Origin of the sequence: Rahnella sp. GSA61A (assembly GCF_019969905.1) — a bacterium.
Taxonomy (GTDB): Bacteria; Pseudomonadota; Gammaproteobacteria; order Enterobacterales; family Enterobacteriaceae; genus Rahnella; species Rahnella aceris.
The window spans coordinates 244,592-260,423 of sequence record NZ_JAHXYO010000001.1; the positions used below are offsets into that span (position 1 = coordinate 244,592).

The 15,832-nt window shown below is 52.1% G+C and carries 15 protein-coding genes; 3 read left to right on the top strand and 12 right to left on the bottom strand.

Features of this window, described 5'->3' with window-relative positions; all coding sequences use genetic code 11:
• Positions 1–12: 12 nt before the first annotated feature.
• On the top strand, positions 13–765 hold the full coding sequence (gene zapD / locus LC431_RS01100; protein WP_013576998.1) for a cell division protein ZapD: 753 nt from the start codon (positions 13–15) through the stop codon (positions 763–765).
• Between the two features lie 9 nt (positions 766–774).
• The gene (gene yacG, locus LC431_RS01105) at positions 775–972 is read left to right on the top strand and encodes a DNA gyrase inhibitor YacG (RefSeq protein ID WP_223509168.1); all 198 of its coding nucleotides are present in this window, start codon (positions 775–777) and stop codon (positions 970–972) included.
• 69 nt (positions 973–1,041) lie between these two features.
• On the opposite strand, the gene mutT is transcribed toward yacG, so the two are convergent.
• From mutT to secM, 3 genes are all read right to left on the bottom strand, one after another.
• Complete coding sequence (gene mutT / locus LC431_RS01110; RefSeq protein ID WP_223509170.1) at positions 1,042–1,443, bottom strand: 8-oxo-dGTP diphosphatase MutT; 402 nt, start codon at positions 1,441–1,443, stop codon at positions 1,042–1,044.
• A 113-nt stretch (positions 1,444–1,556) separates the two neighbouring features.
• Complete coding sequence (gene secA, locus LC431_RS01115; protein WP_013577001.1) at positions 1,557–4,274, bottom strand: preprotein translocase subunit SecA; 2,718 nt, start codon at positions 4,272–4,274, stop codon at positions 1,557–1,559.
• A gap of 80 nt (positions 4,275–4,354) precedes the next feature.
• Complete coding sequence (gene secM / locus LC431_RS01120) at positions 4,355–4,882, bottom strand: secA translation cis-regulator SecM (protein ID WP_037033422.1); 528 nt, start codon at positions 4,880–4,882, stop codon at positions 4,355–4,357.
• Positions 4,883–4,908: 26 nt separating this feature from the next.
• Between secM and LC431_RS01125 the strand changes: the two genes are divergently transcribed.
• Positions 4,909–5,433, top strand: coding sequence for a DUF721 domain-containing protein (locus tag LC431_RS01125; RefSeq protein WP_119262103.1), 525 nt, complete (start codon positions 4,909–4,911; stop codon positions 5,431–5,433).
• Positions 5,434–5,448: 15 nt separating this feature from the next.
• Here LC431_RS01125 and lpxC read toward each other — a convergent pair whose 3' ends face one another.
• The 9 genes from lpxC to murD all read right to left on the bottom strand — a co-directional run bounded on the left by lpxC (position 5,449) and on the right by murD (position 15,832).
• Complete coding sequence (gene lpxC / locus LC431_RS01130; protein ID WP_015690467.1) at positions 5,449–6,366, bottom strand: UDP-3-O-acyl-N-acetylglucosamine deacetylase; 918 nt, start codon at positions 6,364–6,366, stop codon at positions 5,449–5,451.
• Positions 6,367–6,465: 99 nt separating this feature from the next.
• On the bottom strand, positions 6,466–7,620 hold the full coding sequence (gene ftsZ / locus LC431_RS01135; protein ID WP_013577005.1) for a cell division protein FtsZ: 1,155 nt from the start codon (positions 7,618–7,620) through the stop codon (positions 6,466–6,468).
• 71 nt (positions 7,621–7,691) lie between these two features.
• Positions 7,692–8,948, bottom strand: a complete 1,257-nt coding sequence (gene ftsA / locus LC431_RS01140; protein ID WP_009634688.1) for a cell division protein FtsA — start codon at positions 8,946–8,948, stop codon at positions 7,692–7,694.
• Positions 8,945–9,781 (bottom strand): cell division protein FtsQ, encoded by an 837-nt coding sequence (ftsQ, locus tag LC431_RS01145; protein WP_013577006.1) that lies wholly within the window; start codon positions 9,779–9,781, stop codon positions 8,945–8,947. Before ftsQ ends, ftsA begins: the two co-directional genes overlap by 4 nt.
• A gap of 1 nt (position 9,782) precedes the next feature.
• Entirely contained in the window at positions 9,783–10,703 is a 921-nt protein-coding gene (locus LC431_RS01150) for a D-alanine--D-alanine ligase (RefSeq protein WP_112150990.1), read from the bottom strand.
• Positions 10,696–12,171 (bottom strand): UDP-N-acetylmuramate--L-alanine ligase, encoded by a 1,476-nt coding sequence (gene murC / locus LC431_RS01155; protein WP_015690468.1) that lies wholly within the window; start codon positions 12,169–12,171, stop codon positions 10,696–10,698. Before murC ends, LC431_RS01150 begins: the two co-directional genes overlap by 8 nt.
• A 78-nt stretch (positions 12,172–12,249) precedes the next feature.
• Positions 12,250–13,317, bottom strand: a complete 1,068-nt coding sequence (murG, locus tag LC431_RS01160; protein ID WP_223509172.1) for an undecaprenyldiphospho-muramoylpentapeptide beta-N-acetylglucosaminyltransferase — start codon at positions 13,315–13,317, stop codon at positions 12,250–12,252.
• Positions 13,314–14,516 (bottom strand): cell division protein FtsW, encoded by a 1,203-nt coding sequence (ftsW, locus tag LC431_RS01165; RefSeq protein ID WP_013577010.1) that lies wholly within the window; start codon positions 14,514–14,516, stop codon positions 13,314–13,316. The genes murG and ftsW overlap by 4 nt, the downstream gene beginning before the upstream one ends.
• Entirely contained in the window at positions 14,516–15,832 is a 1,317-nt protein-coding gene (murD, locus tag LC431_RS01170) for a UDP-N-acetylmuramoyl-L-alanine--D-glutamate ligase (protein ID WP_015690469.1), read from the bottom strand. The genes ftsW and murD overlap by 1 nt, the downstream gene beginning before the upstream one ends.

Genomic DNA, 15,832 nt, shown 5'->3' on the forward strand with positions numbered 1-15,832 from the left:
ATATTGCCAAGCATGACTGATGTAGCTGCAACCGTTCTCTTTGAACATCCACTGAATGAGAAAATGCGCACCTGGCTTCGCATCGAATTTTTGTTGCAACAGATGCATTCCAACGCACAACTCACTGATATTGCTTCTGCTCTGCTATTTTTTCGCACCGCTTCAGATTTACTGGATGTACTGGAACGTGGTGAAGTCCGTACCGATTTACTGAAAGAGCTTGAACGCCAGCAGCAAAAATTGTCTCAATGGAAAGATGTCCCGGGCGTTGATTTAGCAAGGATCGAGGGGCTGCGCGCTGAGCTTAAGCAATGTGCATCTGTGTTAATGAAAGCACCACGCATAGGGCAAGCGCTGAAGGAAGATCGCCTGATGGCCCTGGTTCGCCAGCGTCTGAGTATCCCCGGAGGGTGTTGCAGCTTTGATTTGCCGACACTGCATATCTGGCTGCATCTGGCACAATCACAACGTGATCGTGAAGTGCAAAACTGGCTCGAAACACTGGCTCCGCTGAATAATTCGCTCATGATGGTACTGGATCTGATCCGCCAGTCAGGCGCGTTTCGCAATCAAATCAGTCTGAATGGTTTTTTCCAGGACAACGCTGAAGGCGCAGATCTGTTACGATTGCGACTCTCGATGGAAAATCAGCTTTACCCGCAAGTATCCGGGCATAAAACCCGTTATGCCATTCGCTTTTTACCCCTCGACAGCGAACATGGCGTGGTTCCCGCGCGACTGAATTTTGAACTTGCCTGCTGCTAGGAGTTGCAAATGGACCCTGAAATCATTGAAGTAAATTGCCCGACCTGTCAGAAAATCGTGGTTTGGGGTGAACAAAGACCTTACCGCCCTTTTTGTTCCAAGCGTTGCCAGCTTATTGATCTCGGCGAATGGGCCGATGAAGAGAAACGCATCCCAAGTAAGGGTGACGTGAATGATCTGGACGACTGGAGTGAAGAAGAGATTTAATCCAGACAACGGGTATAGAAAAAGGGGCTTCGGTCCCTTTTTCTATATGCCATCAAATTCTACACGTAATCAGTACTGATTGTTTTTGAGGGCTGTAACAACTACTTCGTTGGCGGGAGGGAATTCCTCCTCTTTCAAATCGGCCTGCGCAACCCAGCGCTTCGGCTGCCCTTCTTTGCCATACGGCTCGCCCTGCCAGTCTTCCACCAGGAAAAAATAGAGTGTAATGATGCGATCCGGGAATTGGTGCTCCAATGTTTTCAGCAGCACAGGAGATTTAGCATTAATGCCGACCTCTTCCTGTAATTCGCGAATAACAGCCTGTTCAGGTGTTTCACCCGCTTCAATCTTACCGCCCGGAAACTCCCAGAACCCCGCCATATGTGATGATGCATCGCGTTGAGTGATAAAGATTTCTTTGCTGGCATTCCGGATAATGCCCGCTGCGATATTAAGTTGTTTAAGCGCCACAGTTTCCACCTATCCGCTGACTGCAATGACTGTCTTTATGGGGACTTTTAGACAAAAATAAAGGCGGCAATTACGCCGCCTTCAAGATTAACACGATGACTTAGCCGGAGATCTTACTTTTGCAGACGGCCATGGCATTGTTTGTATTTTTTACCAGAACCGCACGGGCAGAGATCATTACGACCCACTTTGCGATCACCAGAAGAAGCAAGACGTGCAGCTTCGGCTACTTCGATTTCTTGCTGATCCTGATGGCTAAGCTGCTGCTGACGAGCCAGACGTTCAGCTTCTTCACGACGCTGAATTTCCATCGCTTCAACTTCTTCAGGCATACGAACCTGAACTTTGCTTAGTACGCTGACCACTTCATATTTCAGAGATTCCAGCATGGCAGCAAACATCGCGAAGGATTCGCGTTTGTATTCCTGCTTAGGATCCTTTTGAGCGTAACCACGTAAATGGATGCCCTGACGCAGGTAATCCATTGCCGCCAGATGTTCTTTCCACAGAGAATCCAGCGTTTGTAACATCACGCCTTTCTCAAAATTGCGCATCATTTCAGCGCCAACCACTTCTTCTTTACGGGCGTAAGATTCTTTCGCGATTTCCATGATACGTTCGCGCAGGGTTTCTTCATGCAATTCCGGCTCTTTGTCCAGCCATTCTGCAATCGGCATTTCCAGCTCGAAGTCTTTTTTCAGACGTTCTTCCAAACCCTGTACATCCCACATTTCTTCCAGAGACTGTGGCGGAATGTAGCTGTCGATGGTCGCCTTGAACACGTCTTCACGGATGCTGGCGATGGTTTCGCTCACATCAGACACGTCCAGCAATTCGTTACGCTGGCTGTAGATCGCACGACGCTGATCGCTTGCCACATCATCGTATTCCAGCAGTTGCTTACGGATATCGAAGTTACGGCTTTCGACTTTACGCTGCGCATTGGCAATCGCTTTGGTCACCCATGGATGCTCAATCGCTTCGCCCGGTTTCATACCCAGTTTACGCATCATGCTTGATACACGGTCAGAGGCGAAAATACGCATCAGTGCATCTTCCATAGACAGGTAGAAGCGGGATGAACCGGCATCACCCTGACGACCCGCACGGCCGCGCAGCTGGTTATCAATACGACGGGATTCATGACGCTCGGTACCAATAATATGCAAACCGCCGGAAGCCAGAACCGCGTCGTGGCGAATCTGCCAGGCAGCTTTGATTTCTGCAATTTTCTCATCGGTGGCTTCTTCACCCAGGTTTTCAACTTCAACCTGCCAGCTGCCGCCCAGCACGATATCGGTACCACGACCCGCCATGTTAGTAGCGATGGTCACTGCGCTTGGCTGGCCTGCCTGCGCGACGATATCCGCTTCTTTAGCGTGGAATTTGGCGTTCAGAACGCTGTGCGCAATGCCTGCTTTGGTCAGTTCGTTAGAAACAACTTCTGATTTTTCGATGGAAATAGTACCGACCAGAACCGGCTGGCCTTTGGCAGTACACTGACGGATATCTTCGATAATCGCGCCAATCTTTTCCATTTCAGTCATGTACACCAGGTCGGCCATATCTTTACGCACCATAGGGCGGTTAGTTGGCACAACAATGGTATCCAGCTTGTAGATAGAGCTGAATTCGAACGCTTCGGTGTCCGCAGTACCGGTCATGCCAGCCAGTTTTTCGTACAAACGGAAGTAGTTCTGGAAAGTAATGGAAGCCAGTGTCTGGTTTTCGTTCTGAATATCCACGCCTTCTTTGGCTTCAACCGCCTGATGCAGACCGTCTGACCAGCGACGACCTTGCATGGTACGACCGGTGTGTTCGTCAACGATGATAACTTCGCCGTCTTTGACGATGTAATCGACATCGCGGGTGAACAGGACGTGCGCGCGCAGTGCTGCGGTCACGTGATGCATCAGCATGATGTTAGTCGGGGAATACAGAGATTCACCTTCTTCCATAATACCGGCTTCAACCAACAATTCCTCGATCAGGACCAGACCACGTTCAGTCAGGTGAACCTGACGTGATTTCTCATCAACAGAGAAGTGGCCTTCCCCCTGGAAGGAATCGGAATCTTCTTTTTCCTGGCGGATCAGTTTAGGGATCAGTTTATCCACACGCGTATACATTTCTGAGCTGTCTTCGGCCGGACCGGAGATAATCAGCGGTGTACGTGCTTCATCGATCAGGATGGAGTCAACCTCATCCACCAGCGCGTAGTGAAGTTTACGTTGCACGCGTTCTTCAGGGCTGAATGCCATGTTGTCACGCAGATAGTCAAAACCGTATTCGTTGTTTGTGCCGTAAGTGATATCAGCAGCGTAAGCAGCACGCTTAGCCGGAGAAGGCATGCCTGGCAAGTTGATTCCGATGCTCAAGCCAAGGAATTCAAACAGCGGACGGTTATTTTCGGCGTCACGCTGTGCCAGGTAATCGTTGACAGTGACGACGTGAACGCCCTTTCCGCTCAATGCGTTCAGGTAAGCGGGCAGGGTTGCGGTTAACGTTTTACCTTCACCGGTACGCATTTCCGCGATGCAGCGCTCGTTCAGTACCATACCGCCGAGTAACTGCACGTCAAAGTGACGCATCCCGAAGACACGTTTACTGGATTCACGCACCACAGCAAAAGCTTCCGGGATCAGGTTTTCCAGCACTTCACCTTTCGCCAGACGCTCACGGAACTCATTGGTTTTCGCCTGCAGTTGCTCATCAGTCAGTTTTTGGATTTCAGGTTCCATGCGGTTGATCAGGTCAACCACTTTACGCATGCGGCGCAATGTGCGGTCGTTACGGCTACCAAAAACTTTGGTCAATAATTTGATTAACATAGTGCTTAATATCTCTTGGAGGCCACCAAATGCAGCCAATAATTTGTTGATTTATAAATAGAGTTTAGAATTACAGTCTGTTAAATCAGAGAGAACGGGCCGGCACGAATGCCTTGCACCTGTGCTAACCACAGGCCGGTTTGATGCGATGAAGCAAGAGGGAGGAATGGCTGTTGCGTCTGACGGATGATAACCGGAGGTTTTGGCTCATGGGTCAGTAAAGCATTAAGGGTAACCAGCAACGCGAGTTGCTGAACATGCAACGGCTCAGCGGCCTGCATTTCTGCTTCCGGCTGCGCTACGGTGTAAACCACCTGCGGGGCCAAAGCAAAAGAAAGATGACGGATGACCGTGCGTAATGCATGCTGTTGCCAGTAATCAACACCAAAAGCCGGGCGGCGATTCGCCTGGAGTAACGCAAGATTACTCAGCCCTGTACTGGCGATGTTAAGACGATTTAGACTTGAGGAAGTATTAGGAACCGCTGGCAGTTCCGTTTGCGACAGGCTCGTGGACACGCCAAGGCTTGCCGCGACCATCCCCAACAGGAGATGCGGCCAAAAATACCTTCTGCCAAATTGTCGCCAACGATTTAGAATGCCAATCACAAGTTTACAATCCGCCGGAGCCCATCATGCGCGATAGTCGCCCACAATTATTAGATATCCTGTTCGATGATGCCTCTTCGACTGAACAAAGCCCGCTGCGTATTGTTCAACAGCGTGCTGCGGCGTTATTGAAACTCAACCGCGCAGTGAAAGGTCTGTTACCGACGCCCATGCAACCATGGTGTCGTGTCGGTAATTATCGACAGGGAGTTTTAGTACTTGAAATAGCTAATGCCAGCTGGATGATGCGATTACGCTATGAACAACCCGCATTACTCTCTGCACTTCGAGCGCAAATTCTACCATCATTGTCATCAATCGACATCAGGATTAATCCTTCGCTCATGGCGAAAATGGAAAATGCTTCGCAGATCGCGATTAAAAATAAAGCGATCGCTGCAGAATCTATGCCCGTCAGGCATTTAAGCGCGCAGAGTGCAGAAGAATTAAGGGGACTTGCGAGCCGTAGCCCGGAGAAACTCAGAAAGGCTTTAGAACGACTGGCTGGCCTGGCCGGAGAGAGTGCCAAATCAACCAGTCGTAATAAGTAATACCAAAAGTACCGATTACGCCAATACTGTAGACGGTGCTTTAAAAGCCAGTGGCATTTCAGCTTCATCCTGGAATGTGACTAATTCCCAGGCTTCCTGCTTAGCCAGTACCGCTTGCAATAACTTGTTGTTCAACGCGTGACCCGATTTGTATGCGGTAAACGCACCAATGATGTTATGGCCACACATGAACAAGTCACCGATAGCATCCAGCATTTTGTGACGAACGAATTCATCTTCAAAACGCAAGCCATCTTCGTTAAGCACGCGATAATCATCCACAACAATTGCGCAATCAAAGCTGCCACCCAGGCACAAACCGCGTGACTGCAGGTACTCGATATCACGCATAAAACCAAAAGTACGTGCGCGGCTGATTTGGCGAACAAATGCTTCTGCGGAGAAGTTCATTTTGTAGCGCTGTGAGCTGGAATCAATCGCCGGGTGATTGAAGTCGATAGTGAAGTCCAGAGAGAAACCATTAAATGGTTTGAACTCAGCCCACTTATCGCCGTCTTCAACACGCACGGTATCTTTGATGCGCAAGAATTTCTTCGCGCTGTTCAGCTCTTCAATCCCTGCATCCATCAACAGATAGACGAAAGGTGCAGCACTGCCGTCCATAATCGGCACTTCAGGCGCATCGACTTCGATAACGATATTATCGATGCCCAGGCCAGCTAATGCCGCATTAAGGTGCTCTACCGTAGAAATACGTACGTCATGCTCATTAACCAGGCAAGTACAGAGCATGGTATCACGCACGGATTTTGCATCTGCCGGGAAATCAACCGGTGGATTCAAGTCAGTGCGACGATAGATGACCCCGGTATTTGCCGGTGCAGGACGCAGAGTCAGGGTGACTTTCTTGCCGGTATGCAAACCGACGCCCGTCGCCTGAACGATACGTTTTAATGTACGTTGTTTGATCATCGTTTTTATCTCGCAATGTTTATCCATCCAACCGACCTAAGCATACCTTAAGGTCGGCGGGACAGTTTAGCACAAAGAGCGGAGATCCTACAATTCGGACTAGTCTGCCTGCTTACGCAGGAAGGCCGGGATGTCCAGATAGTCGGGCTCTTTATTAGATTGCGCGCTTTGATCATTGACCACTTTCGCCGCGGGTTTCGTTTCCTGCGGCAACGGAGACATCCCGTGCTGCTGGTAACGATGATCCATGACTGGCTGGCTGGCCGGTTTGTTGGTCACCAGAGTGATCTCAGGACGTTTGTCCATGCCGATACCGGTTGCAACAACGGTCACACGCAATTCGTCGTTCATTTCCGGATCAAGAGACGTACCGATAACGACGGTTGCGTTGTCTGATGCGAAAGCACGAATGGTGTTACCCACGGTTTCGAATTCATCCAGACGCAGGTCGAAGCCCGCAGTAATGTTGACCAGAACGCCGCGCGCGCCGGACAAATCGATGTCTTCCAGCAGCGGGCTGGAAATCGCCATTTCAGCGGCTTCTTCAGCACGGTCTTCGCCACATGCCACACCGGAGCCCATCATGGCATAACCCATTTCGGACATAACTGTGCGCACGTCAGCGAAGTCGACGTTCATCAGACCTGGACGGGTGATCAGTTCAGCGATACCCTGCACCGCACCTTTCAGCACGTCGTTGGCCGCACCGAAGGCGTCCAGCAGAGAGATACCACGGCCCAGAACTTTTAAAAGCTTGTCGTTCGGGATAGTGATCAGGGAGTCCACATGTTTGGACAATTCAGCAATACCCTGCTCCGCGAATGCCATGCGCTTTTTGCCTTCGAAGTTGAAAGGCTTAGTCACAACAGCAACGGTCAGAATACCTAAATCTTTTGCTACTTCAGCAACCACTGGCGCTGCACCGGTCCCGGTACCGCCACCCATGCCCGCTGCGATAAAGACCATGTCAGCACCTTCAAGCGCAGCGCGCAGGGCTTCACGGTCTTCTTCTGCAGAATTGCGACCCACTTCCGGGTTCGCACCAGCTCCCAGACCTTTGGTAATACCGCTACCGATCTGAATCGTCTGGCCTACTGCCGTTTTACGTAACGCCTGAGCGTCTGTGTTAACGGCAAAGAATTCAACACCTTCGATGCGCTCACGCACCATGTGTTCGACAGCATTACCGCCGCCACCACCGACGCCGATGACTTTAATCACCGCGTCATTGGTCAGTTCCATAGGTTCAAACATAGTTTCTCTCCGTTTTGTGCCTGTCGCGTCGGGATCAAAAACCTTAACAGCATGATCCCGTTGTTAAAACATTAGAACTCTTTTCTCAGCCAGCTGTTGATTCGTTTGAACCAGTTGCCCACTGAGGCACGTTTTTCTACTTCGGCCTCACCGCTCAGGTGAGACTCCTTCCCGTAGTGCAGCAGCCCTACAGCCGTTGAGTAGTAAGGTTCCTGCGCATAATCCGTCAGCCCGGTGATGTTCAGGGGTTGCCCGATACGCACCTGGGTATGGAATACCCGCTGCGCACAAGCTGCCAGACCATCAATTTGTGCTGCACCGCCTGTCAGAACAATGCCGGCGGCCAGATGATGTTTTACGCCTTGCTGACGTAACTGCTCCTGCAATTGCAAAATTTCATCGTTCACTAAATTCAGCAATTCTGTGTAACGAGGCTCGATAACTTCAGCCAGTGTCTGACGCTGCAGACTGCGTGGTGGACGCCCACCGACGCTCGGCACTTCGACGTTTTCGTCTTTGCCGACAATTGAACCTAATGCACAACCGTGGCGAACCTTGATCGCTTCGGCATCGGTCGGTGGCGTTCCAAACGCATAAGCGATGTCGCTGGTGACCACATTCCCTGCATAAGGGATTACCTTAGTATGACGTAGTGCGCCGCCGGTATAAACCGCGATATCCATGGTTCCACCACCAATATCAACGACACAAACACCTAATTCACGTTCATCTTCCGTCAGAACGGCATAACTGGCTGCCAGACCGGCAAAAATAAGCTGGTCGACTTTTAAGCCACAGCGTTCTACCGCTTTCACAATGTTCTTCGCCATATCGTTATGGCAGGTAATCAGGTGAACTTTAGCCTGCATACGCACGCCGGAAAGTCCGACCGGGTTTTTAATCCCTTCCTGATAATCAATGGCATATTCCTGAGGGATCACATGCAGAACCCGATGCTCATCACGTACGCGTACCGACTTAGCGGTATGCACCACGTTCTCTACATCTTCCTGCGTGACTTCCTCTTCTGAAATAGGAACCATCCCTATTTCATTCTGACAACTGATATGTTTACCAGACAAAGCAAGGTAAACAGAGGAAATTTGGCAATCCGCCATCAATTCAGCCTGATCGATGGCGCGCTGTACGCATTTCACCACCGATTCCAGGTCATTCACGCCACCCTTGTCCATGCCACGGGATGGGCAACTGCCCACGCCAATAATATTGACCATGCCATCGGGCAGAACTTCCCCCACCAATGCGGCGACCTTTGCCGTACCGATCTCCAGCCCAACTACCAGTTTTCTGTCCGTCGACTTGATCATTGTTGTTTAGCCTGTGCCTGATTCTGTTGCTGATTACTGTTTTGCTGGTCAATAAACTCTGGTGCCCAACCTACTGACGCACCGCTGTCATAACGTAAATCGACATAAGTGATGCGTTTTTTATCGGCTTCAGCCTGTTGCTGGAATCGCGGGTAAAGCTCGATAAAACGTTGTAAACGCCCCATCCGGTCATCTCTCCCCAATTCCAGCCGGACGTCATTATCCAGAGTTAACTGCCACGAGTGACGTGCACTCATTGCCACTGCTTTCAACGTGAACTTGCCGGCGGCCAGCGCCTGACTCATCGTTTGAAAGCCCTGCAAAACATCCTGTTCGCTGCCTTCCGGACCGTAAAGCAACGGCATTTTTTGTTTGACCACACGCTCGGCGGGTATGCTGAAAGATTTGCCATCGGCATCAACCATATGCAAATCATTCCAGTGTGCGACCGGCACATACTCCACGAGATGTATCTTCAGTTCATTCGGCCATTGCTTACGTACGCTGACCTGTTTTATCCAGGGTAAACGCTCAATCTGCTGCTGAATGACGTTTACATCCTGCGTCATGAACGTTCCCGGTGCCCCTAAGGACAGAATCGCCTGACGAATATCATCGTTGGTCGTGTAATGCCGCTCCCCGGTGACAACTAACTGGGACAACGGCAATCGGTTTGCATCCTGCATCCAGCCCACAACGGCCCACGCACTCCATAAAATCGTTCCTACCACCAACAGCAGAAACACGATCCCTGCCAGCTGGCCACCGTTACTGCGACGGCCGTTGCTCTCGGCCGTCTCACGCTCTCGGGTATTCAGGGCGGCTTGAGACATATCAGTCTGCCAGTTCCAGAATACGGAAAACGAGTTGCGGGAAACTCAGCCCGGCGTGTTTAGCCGCCATCGGCACCAGACTGTGGCTGGTCATTCCCGGCGACGTATTCACTTCCAGTAAGTTGAAGTTGCCGTCACCGTCCTGCATGACGTCGACACGTCCCCAGCCACTGCAATCGAGCGCCTGATAAGCCTGCAAAGCCAGTGAAGTCAACTGCTGCTCCTGCGCTTCGCTTAAACCGCTCGGGCAAAAATATTGTGTTTCATCAGACAGATATTTTGCCTGATAGTCATAAAACGTACCGGCTGGCTGGATGCGAATCGAGGGCATCACCTGGTTGCCCACGATAGCCACGGTATATTCCGGGCCACTCAGCCATTTTTCGATCAGTACGTTATCGTCATGCCTGAAGCCTTCCTGCAGGGCGGGTAACAACTCTTTTTCCGTTGTCACTTTGCTCATCCCGACGCTGGAACCTTCACGGCTTGGTTTGACGATCACCGGCAGGCCTAATTCAGCGATTTTTGCCGCCAGAGCGCCCTGCCCTGCTTCCTCAATTTGTGAACGATGCAGTGCGACAAACGGCGTGACCGGTAACCCTAAAGCCTGCCACACCAGTTTGGTGCGGAACTTGTCCATAGTGAGCGCCGACGCCATCACGCCGCTGCCGGTATAAGGCAAACCGATTTGCTCCAGCAAACCCTGCAACGTTCCGTCTTCGCCACCGCGACCGTGAAGTGCGATAAAGACTTTGCTGTACCCTTCTTCTTTGAGAAGCGCCACATTAAACGTTTTGGTATCGATGCCGTGGGCATCAACACCGGATTCGCGTAAACCAGCCAGCACTGCGGCGCCTGACTGTAATGACACATCGCGTTCTGCGGAAGTACCACCCAACAATACCGCTACTTTCTCAGACATGATGTTCTTCACCTTTCTTTACTGGTTGCAGCTTTTGATCTGCCAATTTACGGGCCACTCTGCCGACATTACCGGCGCCCTGAACCAGAACTAAATCGTCGCCTTCGAGGATTTGCGCCAGACTTTCCGGCACCGCCTCAATATCAGAAACCAAAATCGGATCAAGCTTGCCGCGTGCGCGAATAGTGCGGCACAACGAGCGGCTGTCTGCGCCAGGGATCGGCGCTTCACCGGCCGGATACACATCCAGCATGATCAGCACATCAACCTGCGAAAGCACATTTGCGAAATCGTCGTACAGATCGCGAGTACGGGTATAACGGTGCGGCTGGAAGATCATCACCAGGCGCTTGTTTGCCCAGCCCGCACGCGCGGCTTTGATCGTCGCATCCACTTCTGTCGGATGGTGGCCGTAGTCATCGACCAGCATCGCGCTACCTGTTTTACCGTTCACATTTTCCAGCGCGTATTCGCCCAGAAAATCGAAACGACGGCCGGTACCCTGAAAACCTGCCAGCGCGCGCAAAATAGCATCGTCGCTGATATTTTCGTCCGTCGCGACGGCAACTGCGGCCGCGGCGTTCAGCGCATTGTGACGACCCGGCGCATTGAGCGTAACGCTTATCAGCGGCAAGTCCTGACGGCGCAGCGTAAAGTGACCTTGCGCGCCCACCTGACGGTAATTTTCGATAATCACATCGGCGTCTTCGCTGAAACCGTACGTCGTCATATGACGTCCTACGCGTGGGATCAGCTCACGGATAACCGGATCATCAATACACATCACTGCGCGCCCGTAGAACGGCAGGTTGTGCAGGAAATTGATGAACGTCTGCTTCAGGATTTCAAAGTCACCCTGATACGTGTCCATGTGATCCGCTTCAATGTTGGTCACGATGGCCACCATCGGTTGCAGATGCAGGAAAGACGCGTCGCTTTCGTCTGCTTCAGCGATCAGAAAACGGCTTGACCCCAGACGCGCATGCGTACCTGCCGCTTTCACCAGTCCACCGTTTACAAAGGTCGGGTCTAGTCCGGCCTCGGCATAAATACTGGTCACCATCGCCGTGGTCGTTGTTTTACCGTGCGTACCTGCCACGGCAATACCGTGACGAAAACGCATCAGTTCAGCGAGCATTTCCGCGCGGCGGATCACCGGAATACGGGCTTCACGCGCCGCAACAATTTCCGGGTTATCGGATGAAATAGCGGTGGAAACTACCACCACACTGGCATCCAGCACGTTCTCCGGGCGGTGATTGAAATAAATCGTCGCGCCCAGCGCGGTCAGTTGCTGAGTCACCGCGTTAGGTGCTAAATCAGAACCGCTGATCTGATAGCCTTCATTGGCCAACACTTCGGCGATACCACCCATGCCGGCACCACCGATGCCAACAAAGTGAATGTGCCGGACACGATGCATCTCGGGCACGAAGGTACGCAGTTTCGCCAATTGTTGTGTATTCACGTTTTTATTCACTATTTCAGGTTACTGATTAATCCGTTTCTTACGGCTGGGACCCCACACTGCGTGGCCCGTTCATTTTCATTTTTTGCTTGCGGCAACCACTTCAGCGGCTACACGCTCTGTCGCATCAGGGATGGCGGCGGCACGTGCTGCCATCGCCATTTCCATCAGATGGGTTCTGTCCCATCCGGCCATCAGATCAGCGACGGCGGCGGCACTAAAATCTTTCTGTTCGATAATCTTCGCGGCACCGGCTTTTTCCAGCGGTAGCGCATTCCAGTACTGTTGACGGTCTTTATGCTGGAAAGGCACAAAAATCGCGGGTAAACCTGCGGCGGCAATTTCACTGACCGTTAACGCACCGGAGCGGCAAACCACCACATCGGCCCAGGCATAAGCCTCTGCCATGTCATCAATGAATTCGGTCACTTTATGCTGCGTCTGACCGGCTTTTTCATAAGCCTGATGCACTGACGCCAGAGCACCTTTACCGACCTGGTGCCACAACGTAATCTTATCGCCCATCAGCGCTGCCACTTCCGGCATGCTCTGATTAAGGACTCGCGCGCCCTGACTGCCACCAATCACTAATACGCGGATTGGACCTTCGCGGCCGGCCAGTCGGGTTGCCGGTAATTCCAGCGCCAGCACGTCAGTACGCACCGGATTGCCAACAACGTCAGCATTTGGAAATGCCCCCGGAAACGCCTGCAATACTTTTTTGGCAATGTGTGACAACCCTTTATTGGTCATGCCGGCAATGCCATTTTGTTCGTGTAACACCACCGGAATACCCAGTGACCAGGCAGCCAGGCCTCCGGGACCGGACACATATCCGCCCATGCCCAATACCACATCAGGCTGGAAGCGCTTCATGATGGCCTTCGCCTGACGCCACGCATGATATATGCGAACCGGTGCCGTTAGTTGCGCTTTAAGACCTTTCCCACGCAATCCGGCAATTTTAATGAAATCAATCTCGATACCATGTTTTGGAACCAAATCCGCTTCCATTCGGTCTGCTGTACCCAGCCAGCGAACTTCCCAACCTTGCGCGATAAGATGATGGGCTACTGCCAGTCCCGGGAAAACATGTCCCCCGGTACCACCTGCCATCACCATTAAACGCCGGGTATTGCCACTCATCGGGCACTCCTTACAAACGCCTGGGCTTTTGCCAGCCGCGTTTCAAAATCCACTCGCAGCAATAACACGATTGCCGTCGACATAATTAACAGGCTCGACCCACCGTAACTGATGAGCGGCAATGTCAGGCCTTTAGTGGGCAACATGCCCGCCGCAGCCCCGACGTTAACCAACGCCTGGAAGCTAAACCACACGCCAATTGAACAGGCTAAAAACCCAGAAAAACGCTGGTCGGTCTCTAACGCGCGACGCCCGATGGACATGGCGCGAAAAGCGACGAAGAATACCATTAACAGGGCGAGAACCACACCGAAATACCCCAATTCCTCGCCTAAAATGGAGAAGATAAAGTCGGTGTGTGCTTCAGGTAAATACTCCAGTTTCTGGACTGAATTACCTAAACCTTGTCCCCAGAATTCGCCACGACCAAATGCCATCAGTGACTGAGTTAACTGGTAGCCGCTACCAAACGGATCCGCCCACGGATTCCAGAACGATGTCACACGACGCATGCGGTATGGCTCGGCAAGAACCAGCAGTACCACTGCGAATACGCCCGAACCGATAATGGCCAGGAACTGCCACATTTTGGCCCCTGCCAGGAATAACATCGCCAGCGTGGTGATGAACAGTACAACCACCGTACCAAGGTCCGGCTGAGCCAACAGCAATACTGCCAGCACGACCATCACACCCATCGGTTTGCAGAAGCCCCAAAAGTTACTGCGCACTTCATCCACTTTGCGCACCAGATAGCTGGCGAGGTAGCAGAACAGTGACAACTTGGAGAACTCTGCCGGCTGAATACGCAGCGGCCCGAGAGAAATCCAGCGTGATGCCCCGTTAACCGAGCTGCCCACCACCAGCACCACCAGCAACATGATGACCGACAGCAGCAGCAGGACATTGCTGTACTTCTGCCAGACCGCCATCGGCACACGCAATGTCACCAGTGATAAACCAAAGGCCAGACCGAGATAAATAGCATCACGTTTAGCAAACAAAAACGGATCGTCTGCCAGACGCTGACCAATCGGCATCGACGCTGATGTCACCATCACGAAGCCGACGATAGCCAGCCCGAAGGTCAGCCATAGCAAAGTCCGGTCATACAACACCAGGGTGACGGACTCGCTTTCTTTGGCGCCCATCACCCAATCATTAAATTTGCCGACGAGGCTCAGCCCGGGTATCCGCATCAACCCAACTCCTTCGCCAGCGCGGTAAAGACATCGCCGCGTTGTTCAAAACTGCGGAACTGATCCAGGCTGGCGCAGGCTGGCGACAGTAAAACCATATCGCCGGAAACCACACGCGTGCTGATATCACGCATCGCCTGTTCCATCGTTTCAAACAAGGAAGAAACGTCAGGGCGCAAATCCGCCAGCTCTGCGCCATCACGGCCAAAGCAGTAAATACGCAGATTGTCGCCCTGCAAATAACGCGTCAGTGGCGAGAAATCAGCAGATTTACCGTCCCCGCCTAATAACAGATGCAGCGTGCCTTCAACGTGCAGACCGTTCAATGCGGCTTCGGTACTGCCGACATTGGTCGCTTTAGAGTCGTTAATCCAGCGAACGCCGTTATGTTGCCATGCCACCTGAAAACGATGAGCCAGACCGGTAAAGGTCGTCAGGGCTTTCAGGCTGGACGCATGAGGAATACCGACTGCATCCGCCAGCGCCAGCGCCGCCAGGGCATTGGTGTAGTTATGGCGTCCTGTCAGTGGCATCTCACGGGTATTCAGGACTTTCTCGCCACGCACACGTAACCAGATATCATCCTGCTGACGGGTCAGATGGTAATCACCCACATCAACACCAAAACTCACGCAGCGTTTATCCGCGCCACGTACCGGCATGGTCAGCGCATCGTCGGCATTGACGACGCATAATGCTGCGTTCTCATAAACTTTCAGTTTGGCTGCACGGTATTGCTGCAAACCAAACGGATAGCGGTCCATGTGGTCTTCAGTTACGTTGAGAATAGTCGCCGCCGCCGCATGAAGACTGTGTGTGGTTTCAAGCTGGAAGCTGGAAAGCTCAAGCACAAACAGATCGTATTCGTGATCCAGCATGGTCAGCACAGGCAAACCGATATTGCCGCCCACGCCCACGCGCCATCCGGCCGCTTTCGCCATCTCGCCGACCAGCGTGGTGACGGTGCTTTTACCGTTCGAACCGGTGATAGCCACAATTGGGGTTTGCGTTTCGCGGCAGAACAATTCGATATCGCCAATGATTTCCACGCCAGCCTCTGCAGCTGCACTCAGTGCTGGCGTTGCCAGCGCAACACCCGGACTTGAAATGATCAAATCAGCGTCCAGCAGCCAGTCTTCATTGAGTGAACCGAGATGACACTCAATGTTATCCGCCAGTTTATCGAGTCCTGGCGGGCTGACGCGGGTATCAATGACACGCGGCGTGACGCCACGTGCAACAAAGAAATCAACACAAGACAGGCCGGTAAGACCCAGCCCGATGATGACCACTTTTTTACCCTGATAGTCAGCCAT

What these genes read in the sequence shown, in the direction of transcription:
- yacG (WP_223509168.1), top strand. Translation starts at nt 775, where the DNA reads ATGGACCCTGAAATCATTGAAGTAAATTGCCCGACCTGTCAGAAAATC.
- LC431_RS01150 (WP_112150990.1), bottom strand. Translation starts at nt 10,703, where the DNA reads ATGTCTGAGAAAGTAGCGGTATTGTTGGGTGGTACTTCCGCAGAACGC.
- zapD (WP_013576998.1), top strand. Translation starts at nt 13, where the DNA reads ATGACTGATGTAGCTGCAACCGTTCTCTTTGAACATCCACTGAATGAG.
- lpxC (WP_015690467.1), bottom strand. Translation starts at nt 6,366, where the DNA reads ATGATCAAACAACGTACATTAAAACGTATCGTTCAGGCGACGGGCGTC.
- ftsW (WP_013577010.1), bottom strand. Translation starts at nt 14,516, where the DNA reads ATGCGGATACCCGGGCTGAGCCTCGTCGGCAAATTTAATGATTGGGTG.
- secA (WP_013577001.1), bottom strand. Translation starts at nt 4,274, where the DNA reads ATGTTAATCAAATTATTGACCAAAGTTTTTGGTAGCCGTAACGACCGC.
- murD (WP_015690469.1), bottom strand. Translation starts at nt 15,832, where the DNA reads ATGGCTGACTATCAGGGTAAAAAAGTGGTCATCATCGGGCTGGGTCTT.
- LC431_RS01125 (WP_119262103.1), top strand. Translation starts at nt 4,909, where the DNA reads ATGCGCGATAGTCGCCCACAATTATTAGATATCCTGTTCGATGATGCC.
- ftsQ (WP_013577006.1), bottom strand. Translation starts at nt 9,781, where the DNA reads ATGTCTCAAGCCGCCCTGAATACCCGAGAGCGTGAGACGGCCGAGAGC.
- ftsZ (WP_013577005.1), bottom strand. Translation starts at nt 7,620, where the DNA reads ATGTTTGAACCTATGGAACTGACCAATGACGCGGTGATTAAAGTCATC.
- ftsA (WP_009634688.1), bottom strand. Translation starts at nt 8,948, where the DNA reads ATGATCAAGTCGACGGACAGAAAACTGGTAGTTGGGCTGGAGATCGGT.
- murG (WP_223509172.1), bottom strand. Translation starts at nt 13,317, where the DNA reads ATGAGTGGCAATACCCGGCGTTTAATGGTGATGGCAGGTGGTACCGGG.